This is a genomic window from Rhizobium sp. CECT 9324, from assembly GCF_918741265.1.
Taxonomy (GTDB): Bacteria; Pseudomonadota; Alphaproteobacteria; order Rhizobiales; family Rhizobiaceae; genus Allorhizobium.
Genome location: NZ_CAKKMZ010000001.1, coordinates 3,771,406 through 3,783,172 on the forward strand (window position 1 = coordinate 3,771,406; position 11,767 = coordinate 3,783,172).

The 11,767-nt window shown below is 60.9% G+C and carries 10 protein-coding genes; 1 reads left to right on the forward strand and 9 read right to left on the reverse strand.

Annotation, left to right across the window (positions count from 1 at the left end):
• Positions 1–72 precede the first annotated feature (72 nt).
• The 8 genes from LQ231_RS18340 to pcaD form a co-directional block, all read right to left on the reverse strand.
• Positions 73–1,446, reverse strand: a complete 1,374-nt coding sequence (locus LQ231_RS18340) for a sigma-54 dependent transcriptional regulator (RefSeq protein ID WP_113142353.1) — start codon at positions 1,444–1,446, stop codon at positions 73–75.
• Complete coding sequence (locus LQ231_RS18345) at positions 1,443–3,167, reverse strand: ATP-binding protein (protein ID WP_230173411.1); 1,725 nt, start codon at positions 3,165–3,167, stop codon at positions 1,443–1,445. Before LQ231_RS18345 ends, LQ231_RS18340 begins: the two co-directional genes overlap by 4 nt.
• 265 nt (positions 3,168–3,432) lie before the next feature.
• Complete coding sequence (locus tag LQ231_RS18350) at positions 3,433–5,973, reverse strand: HAMP domain-containing methyl-accepting chemotaxis protein (protein ID WP_230172764.1); 2,541 nt, start codon at positions 5,971–5,973, stop codon at positions 3,433–3,435.
• A gap of 248 nt (positions 5,974–6,221) precedes the next feature.
• On the reverse strand, positions 6,222–7,271 hold the full coding sequence (locus LQ231_RS18355) for a 3-carboxy-cis,cis-muconate cycloisomerase (protein WP_230172766.1): 1,050 nt from the start codon (positions 7,269–7,271) through the stop codon (positions 6,222–6,224).
• A 20-nt stretch (positions 7,272–7,291) separates the two neighbouring features.
• Positions 7,292–7,906 (reverse strand): protocatechuate 3,4-dioxygenase subunit alpha, encoded by a 615-nt coding sequence (pcaG, locus tag LQ231_RS18360; protein WP_230172767.1) that lies wholly within the window; start codon positions 7,904–7,906, stop codon positions 7,292–7,294.
• Complete coding sequence (pcaH, locus tag LQ231_RS18365) at positions 7,906–8,655, reverse strand: protocatechuate 3,4-dioxygenase subunit beta (protein WP_230172768.1); 750 nt, start codon at positions 8,653–8,655, stop codon at positions 7,906–7,908. The genes pcaG and pcaH overlap by 1 nt, the downstream gene beginning before the upstream one ends.
• Complete coding sequence (pcaC, locus tag LQ231_RS18370) at positions 8,648–9,067, reverse strand: 4-carboxymuconolactone decarboxylase (RefSeq protein ID WP_230172769.1); 420 nt, start codon at positions 9,065–9,067, stop codon at positions 8,648–8,650. The genes pcaH and pcaC overlap by 8 nt, the downstream gene beginning before the upstream one ends.
• Entirely contained in the window at positions 9,060–9,872 is an 813-nt protein-coding gene (gene pcaD / locus LQ231_RS18375) for a 3-oxoadipate enol-lactonase (RefSeq protein ID WP_230172770.1), read from the reverse strand. Before pcaD ends, pcaC begins: the two co-directional genes overlap by 8 nt.
• 96 nt (positions 9,873–9,968) lie before the next feature.
• On the opposite strand from pcaD, the gene pcaQ reads away from it, so the two are divergent.
• Positions 9,969–10,892, forward strand: a complete 924-nt coding sequence (gene pcaQ / locus LQ231_RS18380) for a pca operon transcription factor PcaQ (RefSeq protein ID WP_113142359.1) — start codon at positions 9,969–9,971, stop codon at positions 10,890–10,892.
• Between the two features lie 10 nt (positions 10,893–10,902).
• Here the strand turns inward: pcaQ and LQ231_RS18385 are convergent, their stop codons facing one another.
• Complete coding sequence (locus tag LQ231_RS18385; protein WP_162742688.1) at positions 10,903–11,658, reverse strand: IclR family transcriptional regulator C-terminal domain-containing protein; 756 nt, start codon at positions 11,656–11,658, stop codon at positions 10,903–10,905.
• Positions 11,659–11,767: the final 109 nt, after the last annotated feature.

The window sequence follows — 11,767 nt, forward strand, 5'->3', positions numbered from 1 at the left end:
CATGCGGTAAAAGCGACGGGTGGAAATCCACCCATGCCGTAGCAAGTCCTGTCGCAAGAGAGCGAAAACCACTCAGGTCTCTGCGCCGAAAGCTTCGGAATCGCGCTCGACAAGCGCGAGTTTCTTGTCGAGTCCGTATTTCTGCATCTTCTCGTAGAGGGTCTTGCGTGAAATCCCGAGCTGCTCGTAGACAGGACGCAAACTGCCTCCATGTGCCGCAATCGTGCCTGCGATCACCTGTTTCTCATAGGCACCGACCTTGTCGCTCAGCTTCAACCCTTCCCTTGCGTCAGCCGTTGCGGAATCCAGTCCCGTTTCAAGGCCAAGCACAAGGCGGTCAGCCGCGTTGCGCAGCTCGCGGACATTGCCCGGCCAGTCCCGCTCGGCAATTTCAGAAATGATCTCAGGTGCAACCGGCATGTCGTCACGACCGTAGCGGGCGCAAGCCTCCCGCACCAACTGGAGAAACAACAGAGGAACATCCGCACGCCGCTGCGCCAGCGACGGCACGCGAATGGTAACGACATTCAGGCGGTAGAAGAGATCCGCGCGAAAACGACCGGCGGCGACCTCCTCGGCAAGGTCGACCTTGCTCGTGGCAATGAACCGTACATCGAGCGGCACTGTCTCGTTCGACCCAAGCCGCGTGATCGTCCGCTCCTGCAGCACACGCAGGAATTTCGCCTGCAGGTCGTTCGGCATGGAGCCGATTTCATCCAGCAGGATCGTACCGCCACGACCATGCTCGAACTTGCCGTAGCGCGCCCTGAGTGCGCCCGGAAACGCCCCGGCCTCATGCCCGAACAACTCGCTCTCGATCAGCGTTTCCGGAAGAGAGGCACAATTGATCGCCAGAAAAGGCCCCTTGGCGCGCGCACTGATGTCATGCAGGCTGCGCGCCACCACCTCCTTGCCCGCCCCCGTTTCGCCGATGATCAGCGTATCGGCCTCCGTTGCCCCGATCGCGCGCAGCCGATAACGCAGATCGACCATGACCGGTGTGCGCCCCGGCAGCCGGCTCTCGATGTCGTCGCGCTTGCCAGCAACGGCTCTCAGACGCCGGTTTTCCAGCACCAGCGACCGCCGGTCCAGCGCATGGCGCACAACACCGGCAAGGCCCTGGCTGGCGAACGGCTTCTCGATGAAATCATAGGCGCCCTCACGCATGGCCTTGACCGCCAGTTGCACGTCGCCGTGGCCGGTGACAAGGATCACCGGTATCTCATGGTCGAGCTCCCGGATCCGGTGCAGCAGCGTCATGCCGTCGATCCCGGGCATGCGGATATCCGTCACCACGACACCGTCGAAGCCGTAACCGACCCGCTCGAGAATATCCTCCCCCGAAGCAAAGGCTTTCACCTTCAATCCGTGCAATTCAAGCGCCTGCGCGGTGGAGAACCGCAGTTCCTCCTCGTCATCGACCAGAAGCACCAGTCCTTCGCTCATTCCGCGGCCTCGCTGACAGGTTCCGCGACAACGAGCTCGATCCTGAACAGGGCGCCGCCGCCGTCACGCGGGCCGACAGTCAGGCTGCCGCCGAAATCCTTGATGATATTGTAGGAGATCGACAAGCCCAGACCGAGCCCCCGGCCGACACCCTTGGTGGTGAAGAAAGGATCGAAGATGCGCTCGGTGATTGCCGGCGGTACGCCCGGACCACGATCGCCGATCTCGATCACAATTCGGTCGCCATCGCGTCGTCCGTCAAGGTGAATTGTTCGGTTCTCGAGCCCTTCCACGGCATCGCAGGCATTGGAGAGCAGGTTGACCAGCACCTGCTGCAGACGCACCGAACCGCCATGAACCGGCGGCAGACCAGGGGCGATGTTGATGATGAGCTCGGCATCGGCCGTGGACAGACGTGCGGAGATAATTTCCAGCGTATCATGCACCACGTCCTCAAGCGCCACCGCCGCAAGCTTCTCGTTCGGCTTGCGGGCGAAGTTGCGCAAATGTCGGCTGATCGAGGCCATGCGATCGATCAGTCCGGAAATGCGGGTGAGGTTCTCGCGCGCCTCGCCGACCCGTTCGCGATCGATCAACATGGCCGCACTGTCGGCATAGGTCTTGGCGGCCGCAAGCGGTTGGTTGAATTCGTGCGAAAGCGCTGCCGACATCTGGCCGAGGCCCGCCAGCTTGCCGGCCTGGATCAGGTCGGCCTGGGTCTGGCGAAGCTGTGAATTGACACGGGCAAGATCCGCGGTGCGCTCGTCGACCCGCCGCTCCAGCTCGGCCTGGGCCTCCACCTGCATCAGCATCCTCTCCTCCAGCCGCGCACGGCGCTGGATGACGACCGCGAGCAACAGGAACATCAGGCACAGCGACAGAAGGATGGCGATCTGCATCGTGCGCGCCTGACTATGGATCGAACCCGTATCGAGCAGAACGCTGACATTCCAGCCGGCATCGATCATGTAGTCGGACCGCTCCAGATATTCGCGGAAAACGCCATTCGTCGGAACCGTCACCAACTGGTGCGCATCGAACTGGCTGCGTGTGATCGGCAGTTCCTTGAGCACGGCGTCGGAATAGCGCCGCGAGGCCGTCGTGCGCTCCAGCCGCTCGGTTGTCAGCGGCAGCACCGACGAATAGAGCCAGCCTGGGCTGCCGGTCATGAAGATGATGCCTTCCGGATCTGACACCAGGATTTTATACTCGCCGCCACGCCAGGATGCCTCGATACTGTCGATATCGACCTTGAAGACAATGACGCCACGCACGATACCGTCGACATGGATGGGGGATGCGAAGTAATAGCCTCGTTTGGCCGATGTCGTTCCAAGCGCATAGAAGCGTGATTGCTGCCCCGCGGCAGCCTCCTGGAAATAGGGACGATAGCTGAAATTCTCACCGACGAAACTCGCAGGCCCATCATGGTTGCTGGCGGCAATGGTTACGCCATCCATCGTCATGATGTAGATATCGGAGGATTTGAGCAATGCGTTGATCGCCTTCAGATAGGTATTGGCTTGACCGCGCAAGACCGCGTCATCCGGGCGCCGGACCAGTTCCTTCATGTCGGGATCGTCGGCGATCAGCGCCGGCAAAGGCTCGTATCGCTTGAGATGGCCACTCAGTGCAGCAACGGCAAGTCGCAGCGCACTTTCGGCCTGTAGCGATGCCTCGTCCATCACATTGCGGGTAAGAAGCCTTTGGCCGGTAGTCATGACGCCGACCGCGGCAATGACCAGCAAGATGACGAGAACGCCAATCGTGCGCCGTGCGGTCGCCACGCGCTGCCATGGCCTTCCGGTCTTCCCTGCGGCCTTCAATATCGTCAAACTCGGTCCTCCTCCGGGTTCAAGGATATCGAGCCCCGCGCAAATTTCCAAGGGCAGACCGCGCGCCGGCCTGCCGATCCGATGTCAGTTGAACAAAAAAGCCGCCAGTGGTTGCTGGCGGCTTGATCTTCAATCAGGCGATCACCCGTCTTCAGGCTGCCCTGGAATGCGGCGTCGCAGCGCGTCTCTGGCCTTCCGGCGCAAGCTTGAACTGATCGACCAGTTGCATCAGCGCATCCGCTTCGTCTGCGAGCTGGCGCGTGGCGGCATTGGTCTCTTCCACCATCGCGGCATTGCGCTGGGTCATCTGGTCCATCTCGTTGACCGAGGAATTGACCTCGCCCAGCGCATTCGACTGGTCACGGCTCGCCATGGCAATGATCGAGACACGTTCGGAGACGGTGATGATATTGGCCGAGATCTCGGCCAGCACGGCACCGGTCTGCTGGACCAGCTTGGCACCCGAGGAGACTTCGGTGCTCGACTTGTGGATCAGGTCCTTGATCTGCTGGGCGGCTCCAGCCGAGCGCTGGGCAAGTTCGCGAACTTCCTGTGCGACGACGGCAAAGCCCTTGCCGGCCTCGCCGGCGCGGGCTGCCTCGATGCCGGCATTCAGCGCCAGAAGATTGGTCTGGAAGGCGATTTCGTCGATGACGTCGATGATCTGAACGATCTGTCCCGATGCGTCCTCGATCCGACCCATGGCATCGATTGCGCTGGCCACGACCACGGACGATGTATCGGCGCGTCCCTTGGTATCGGCAACGATGCTGTTGGCCTCCTCGGCCTGTTCGGCCGAAGACTTGACCGTGACGGTGATCTCATCGACGGCGGCCGCCGTCTGCTCGAGCGAGGCGGCCTGCTGTTCCGTACGCTTGGCCAGCTGATCGGCCGCACTGCTCATTTCCGCAGCGTTGCGCTGGATCATATATGTGTTGGAGCGGATGCGGGTGACGGTATCCTGCAGGCGCTCCAGAGACTGGTTGAAGTCGGTGCGAAGTTGCTCGAGGCGGCCGTGGAAAGGCGTATCGATCGTCTTTGAAATATCGCCCTGCGCCATCCGGCCGAGACCGGCGGCGAGCGCGTTGACGGCAAAGTCGATCTGCCGGTCGACATCCTGCTTCTCGCGGTCGTTGCGACGACGCTCTTCTTCGGCTTCAGCCCGCTCCGCATCACTGCGGCTCTCGATTTCGATCTTCGAAAGGGCATTTTGCTTGAATACGCCAAGCGCACGGGCCATTTCGCCGATTTCATCGACGCGGGCTTCCCCGTTGATCTTGGTGTCGAGCACACCATCGGCAAGACGCCGCATGGCAGCCGTGATCTGGCCGATTGGCCCCTTGAAGGTCAGCACCAGTCCGATGCCGGCAAAGATGGAGATCAGGATGCCGAGGCCGGTCGCGCCGATCGAAATCGAATTGGCGTCACGGCGTTCTTCACCGGCACTGACCTTCTGCAATTCGGCGAACGACGTCAGACGTGTCCAGATCGTATTGAGATCGGCTGCGGCCTGACCGTAGCTCGCCTTACGATCCTGGCTGATCTTCACGAGATCCAGACTGGCGGTGTCCATGACCTCGATGGCAGGAGAAAGCTCAGCTCTGAGCTGCGTCATGAACGGCAGGTCAGTGGCGGACTTTTCCAGGACTGCCACATCATCGCGCATTCCGGCCACCCGCTGTTCGAGCAGCCCGCGATTTTCTTCCGTCGGTTCCAGCAGGAAGCGCGCCATCATGATCTGCGTCTGGTAGCTGGAGCTCACCAGCTTCCGGCCATCGCTCAAGACTGCCTGAGCCTTCGCCAAAGGCGCATCGAGTTCGCCGAACTTGATCGTCGCCTCTTTCATCTTCTGCTGAGCCGCAAGGCCGAGATAGGCATTCAACTGGGTGAAGTTGCGAAGCTTGCCGGTGACATCGGTGATGACGGCTTCTGACTTGTCGTTCGCAGCCAGAATGACCGTCAACTCGCCCATGATCTTGTCGATGGTCTTGGCGGCCGATTTGTTGGCTTCCGGCAAGGCCGTCACCAGCACGCTGTGGCGCTGCTTCATTTCGTCGAGACGCGATGCGATGACGGCAAACTTTTCGTCCGGCAACTTGGCCTTGGTATAGGCCGAATTCATTTCGGTCAGGAATGTACCCGTGCTGCGAATGCGGTCCGCATCGCGGAGCATCGACTTCGCTGCGGTATCGTCCGCCTGAACGGCACTTTCCACCTTGGCCATGGCATCGGTTGCCAGCGCCTGCGAGGCCACGACGACACCCACACCCTGCTGAAGCGACTGGACCAGACCGGATTCGGTCTCATGCAGACGCCACAGTTCATCGATGTGCTTGACCACCTGATCGACCAGGTTTCCGGCCTGCTCAAGCTCGGTGCGGCCATCGGCATTGGCCGGAAGCTGCGCAAGTGTGTCCTGCAGAACCTGCTGCTGCTGTTTCAGCCGACTGGTGACGTCCTCGCGTCCTGCAGCGGTCGTTTCGGCAAGGAAACTGCTCATCGCAGCCGACACATCGCGGAAACCGCTCAGCGACTGCAGTACACTGTTGGAGATTTCGATACGGCCCTGGAGGAGACCCGAAGCATAAAGACCGGTGAACCCGACGGCTGAAATACTGACGACAAAGGGGAGGATGAAGATCAACACCTTGGTCTGGATGTTAAATCGCGACAAAATACGATCAATAAACACGGACTAACCTCTCCTCCGAACATCTCAATCGCAGCGCCAAATGCGCACAAAGCGAACAAGAAACATTCCTGCCTAATCGGACAAGAGTAGGTGACGGATAGCTAACGCCACCTTAATGGTCCATGACTAAAGTAGCGGATAATGAGGCTGACATGGCCACAGCCTCACCTGCGACAAGTGTCGCAACTTCACCCGCCAGATCCGGATGATCAGCCGCATGAGCCAAAACTTCGCCCACCCCGGATTGATCAGACCTCGCCCATTTGCTCGAGGGAGCCAAGCACCTCTGTTGCGGTTCGAAGTGCAGCACCCGTGGCAACCGCCATCTGCGGCAGGATCATCCATTCCAGCGTCCAGGCACTGCCGGAGCGCTCCTGCTCATGCACCATGGACTGATGCAGACCTGACAGTTGAACGGCGTTGAACCTGGCAAGTGTCACGAGAACCTCGGCTTTGACCGGATTGCGCTTGTGCGGCATGGCAGAGGATCCGCCGCCGCCGCCAATCAGAGCCGTCCCCGCACTGGCCATCAGTGCCAGATCCTGCCCCATCTTGCCGAGGCTGCCGCTGACCAGCGACAGCAGTCCGCCGAACTCGGCAATCACGTCCCTCTGACTGTGCCATTGCCGCCGGTCGGCCAGCCCCAGATCGACAGCAAGCCGTGCCCGCACCGCGTCCGCCATGTCAACCAGCTTTTCCAGCGTTCCCGCAGCGCCGCCGAACTGGACCGGCAGGCCTCCCTCAAGCCACGGCCTCAGCATTTGCCGATACCGCACCAGCGGCGCCCGCCACGATGCCAGACGGTCACCAACCGAGATACTGATTGCCGCCTGCATGCGGGTCTGGCCCATCAAGGGTACCGTGCCGAAACGCGCTTCAAGCGCATCGGTCGCAACGATAACGGCCTCAAGCCGCGCATCGAGCAGGCGAACCACCTGCGTCAGGCGCAACATCAGGCCGGTATCGATCGCATCCTGGCTGGTCGCGCCGAAATGAATATGACTGCCCTGATTGCCCAGCGCTGCGCGCCACTGCCGCACAAGCTCTGGAATGACGACGCCGTCGCGCGTGGTAGCCTCGCGAATGGCATCGACATCCGGCATGAAATGCTCCGGCAGGACACTGATCGCCTCGGCAGCCGCATGCGGGATCAGTCCCGCCCCAGCCTCGGCCTTTGCCAAGGCAACTTCGAACGCGAGCAGTGCCGACAGCTCCGCCGCAAGGGAAAACTGCGCGGCAATCTCCGCGTCACCAAGAAGGCCGGACAGGATCGGATGATCGAAAACGGAAATGCTCATGAAGCCCTGCTGGATGAGGATCAGATGTCGAAGAACACCGTTTCCCTGTCGCCCTGGAGATGGATGTCGAAGCGATATGTGGAACCATCGCGGATGGCAATCAGGGTGGGCACGCGGACCCGGTGCTCGACACGCGCCAGAACAGGATCCTCGGCGTTGGCCGCCGCCTCGTCGCCAAAATACATCCGCGTATTCAGCCCGAGATTGATGCCCCGCGCGACGATCCAGAACGAGATATGCGGCGCCATCAGGCGGCCATCCTTGAACGGAACGCGGCCCGGCTTGATCGTCTCGAAGCGGTATTCGCCGGTCGCGAGATCGCAGGGGCAGCGCCCCCATCCGGTGAAACTCGGATCCGCACTGCCGCGCATTTCGGACGGGCTGTTGTAGAGCCCGGCGGCATCCGCCTGCCAGATCTCGATCAAAGCGTCCTTGAGCGGCGTCCCCGATCCGTCGATCACCCGGCCCGTCACTGTGATGCGTTCGCCCAGCGTCTTGTCATTGACCATCGTGGTCCCGAGATCGACCGGATAGACGCCGGTGATCTCGGCAAAATTCGGCGTCAGCCCGATATGCACATAGGGACCGGCGGTCTGTGACGCGCTTTCCTTCAGATAACCCAGGGGCTGAACCATCAATTTCCCTCCAGCCGGTTTTCGAACAATGTCGAACGCCGGCCACGCAAGACGATATCAAACTTGTAGGCGCGCGCATCCATCGGAATGGTCGCGGACCAGTCGAGCGCGGCCACCAGCTGTTCGATCGCCGAACGATCCGGGATGGTCTGAACGATCGGACATTTCCAGATCATCGGATCGCCTTCGAAATACATCTGGGTGATCAGGCGCTGGGCAAATCCATGGCCGAAGATCGAGAAATGGATATGCGCCGGCCGCCAATCGTTCACACCATTTGGCCATGGATAGGCACCGGGCTTGACCGTCCGGAAGATATAATAACCGTTCTCGTCGGTGATCGCGCGGCCGCAGCCGCCGAAATTCGGATCGAGCGCCGCAAGATAGCTTTCCTTCTTGTGCCGGTACCGCCCACCGGCATTGGCCTGCCAGAACTCGACCAATGCGCCCGGCACCGGCCGCGCCCGTTCGTCCAGCACCCGGCCATGCACGATGATACGCTCACCGATGGCGCTTTCGCCGGACTTGGCAAAATTGTGGATCAGGTCATTGTCGAGTTCGCCGAGGATCGAATGGCCGAACACCGGTCCGGTGATTTCAGATACCGTCCCGTCCAGCGACAGCAATGCCTTTTGCGGAGAGCGCAGCACGGAGGTCTTGTAGCTCGGCGTAAAGGCTGGCGGATGCTGGCTCCGGTCGCGCCCGAAGAAGGCGCCCGTTTCCGGCTTCTTGTTCGACAGGTCACTCATCTTTTTCTCCCATCGCTTGCCCGGCATCCATCTCCTCGAACACCTGCTTGGCCAGCTTGAACGCGCGATTGGCCGCCGGAACCCCGGCATAGACCGCCACATGCAGCAGCGCCTCGCAGATGTCGTCGCGGCTTGCGCCGGTATTGACGGTCGCCCGCACATGCATCGCCACTTCCTCATCGTGGCCAAGTGCGGCCAGAAGCGCAATCGTTACCATAGAGCGTTCCCGCTTGCTCCAACCGGGTCGCGACCAGACCGTTCCCCAGGCCCCTTCCGTGATCATCTCCTGGAAGGGCTGGTCGAAACCCGTCGCCAGGCCGGAGGCGCGATCGACATGGGCATCGCCCAGCACGGAACGGCGGGTCGCCATCCCCTGCCGGTATCGTTCGGACGAACCAGACGCATCAGCCATGCTGTTTTTCTCCTGAAACGAGCGGCGTGAGAAAAGCGGTTATCATCGCGCTCAGCATTTCCGGCTGCTCGACGCAGGGAATATGTCCGGCTCCAGGGATAACCTCGTAACGGGCATCGGGAATGAGCTTGGCCATGCCCAGCACAACATCCGGTGGCGTCGCGCCGTCCTGATCGCCGACCACGCAGAGCGTCGGCACGGCGATGCGACCGGCCTCAACGGTGAAGTCGGCGTCGCGGATAGCAGCGCAGGTTCCGATGTAACCTTCGGCCGGCTGACGGATCATCATGTTGCGATAACCGGGATAGTCCAGATTGTCGGTCCGGCGGAAATGCGGTGTGAACCACCGCTCCATCACCAGATCGGCAATGCTTTCGATGCCGTGCGTTTCAACAGCCGCGATCCGCGCATCCCACATCTCCGAGGCGCCGATCTTGGCGGCCGTGTCGCACAGCACCAATGCCCGCACAAGGTCGGGACGCCGCGCATAAAGCCCTTGCGCAATCAGCCCACCGACCGACAGGCCGCAAAGCACTGCCTGGCTGACTTGCAGATGCTCCAGAAGGCCGATCAGATCATCGACATGATCATCGATATTGTAAGGAGCGCTGCCAACATCCGACAGGCCATGCCCGCGCTTGTCATAGGCGACCAGGGGGCAATCACCCGCCAGACGCACCAGCACGTCGCGCCAGATGCGGTAATCGGTACCGAGCGAATTGATGAACACGATGACGGGGCGGTTCGCCGGACCACCAATGATCTGGTGATGCAGCGTGATGCCGTTAACACGAACGAATTGCACGAATGTCTCCTCCAACGCTGCCATATTGCTTGCGGCGTTTGGTTAGGTAAAATGATGTTTTCCAATCAATCATTAACTCATGAGTTATGAATCTTCATGATCGACAACCGCATCAAGTTTCGCCATCTGCAAACCTTCGTCGAAGTGGCCCGCCAGAAAAGCGTGATGAAGGCGGCTCAGTTGCTCAATATCAGCCAGCCGGCCGTGACCAAGACAATCCGGGAGCTGGAAGAGGTCCTGGGCGTTGCGGTGTTCGAACGCGACGGCCGCGGCATCCGCATCACCCGCTATGGAGAGGCCTTCCTGAAACATGCCGGCGCCGCGCTGACCGCGTTGCGCCAGGGCTTCGATTCCGTCTCCCATGCCGTCCACGCGGATGCTCCGCCGATCCGCGTCGGCGCCCTGCCGACGGTTTCGACCCGCATCATGCCACGCGCCATGACCCTGTTTTTGCAGGAGGACATTCCAGCCCGCATCAAGATCGTCACCGGCGAGAATGCGGTTTTGCTCGAACAATTGCGCATCGGCGATCTCGACCTCGTGGTCGGTCGCTTGGCGGCACCGGAACAGATGACCGGCTTTTCCTTCGAGCATCTGTATTCCGAGCAGGTAATTTTTTGCGTTCGCGCCGGACATCCTTTGCTCGGCGAAGGCTCGGCAGTGTTTACCGCACTCGACCGATACCCCGTCCTGATGCCGACCCGCGCTTCAATCATCCGGCCATTCGTCGAGCGATACCTGATTGCCAATGGCATCTCGGCCCTGCCAACCCAGATCGAAACCGTTTCGGATTCCTTCGGCCGGGCCTTTGTCCGCAATACCGATGCAATATGGATTATTTCGGCAGGCGTGGTTGCCAGCGACCTCGACGATGGCACGTTGGCGAGCCTGCCGATCGACACCAGTGAGACCAAGGGCCCGGTCGGCCTGACCGTGCGAACCGACGCCATCCCTTCCATGCCCCTGACCGTGCTGACCGATACCATCCGCCAAGCGGCCCGTGAGGTTGCGACCAGCTAGATGCGTTTCTTTACGGCAGCAAGGATCGCAGCCGTGCCTGGATCTCGCGCATGGCACCAAGACAATGGCCGGCCAGATCGGCCGCAGGCAGCACGGCCGACGGCGCGCCGACATTGATCGCGGCGACGACACGTCCGCGCGCGTCATGCACCGCAACGCCGATCGAGCAGAGCCCGATCTCGAGTTCCTGATCGATCACGGCATAGCCCTGATCTCGCACGCGGCCGATCTCTGTCAGCAATTCCGCAGGATCCGTCAGGGTGAACGGCGTATTGGCCCTGAGCACGCTGGTTGCGAGAATTGCCGCAACCTCCGCATCGCCAAGGGCAGCCAAGAGAACCCGGCCCATCGAGGCGCAATAGGCCGGCAGACGCGAGCCCGGCATGAGATTGATCGACATCACCCGCTTCTGCGACGCGCGGGCGATATAGACGATCTCGCTTCCGTCCAGCACCGAAGCCGATGCGCTATGTCCGAGCTTTTCCGACAACTCATCGAGATAGGGCTGCAGCAGCGCCGGCAACGACGTGCCCGACAGATAGGCATTGCCCAGCCGCAAGATGCGAGGCGTCAGCTCGAAATATTTGCCGTCGTAGCGCGCATAGCCAAGTTCCGACAATGTCAGCAGACAGCGCCGTGCAGTTGCGCGGTCCAACCCGGCGATCTCGGCAGCCTCGGAAATACTCAATCTTTGGCGCTCGGCGCTGAACGCCTCGATGATGCTCAGGCCCTTGGCGAGCCCACCCATCAGGTCCCGCTCCTTGATCTGCATACCATCCCCATTTGTGCGATAATCGAACAAATATCGTATATCGCACAAATTTCTTGCTGTCGATCCGGTCCGGATCTAATTCTGAAGTCAGAGACGAGCCAGT

Coding starts and splice junctions, on each gene's coding strand:
- LQ231_RS18355 (WP_230172766.1), bottom strand. CDS start 7,271: ATGAGCATTTCCGTTTTCGATCATCCGATCCTGTCCGGCCTTCTTGGT.
- pcaC (WP_230172769.1), bottom strand. CDS start 9,067: ATGGCTGATGCGTCTGGTTCGTCCGAACGATACCGGCAGGGGATGGCG.
- LQ231_RS18340 (WP_113142353.1), bottom strand. CDS start 1,446: ATGAGCGAAGGACTGGTGCTTCTGGTCGATGACGAGGAGGAACTGCGG.
- pcaQ (WP_113142359.1), top strand. CDS start 9,969: ATGATCGACAACCGCATCAAGTTTCGCCATCTGCAAACCTTCGTCGAA.
- pcaH (WP_230172768.1), bottom strand. CDS start 8,655: ATGAGTGACCTGTCGAACAAGAAGCCGGAAACGGGCGCCTTCTTCGGG.
- LQ231_RS18345 (WP_230173411.1), bottom strand. CDS start 3,167: ATGACTACCGGCCAAAGGCTTCTTACCCGCAATGTGATGGACGAGGCA.
- pcaG (WP_230172767.1), bottom strand. CDS start 7,906: ATGGTTCAGCCCCTGGGTTATCTGAAGGAAAGCGCGTCACAGACCGCC.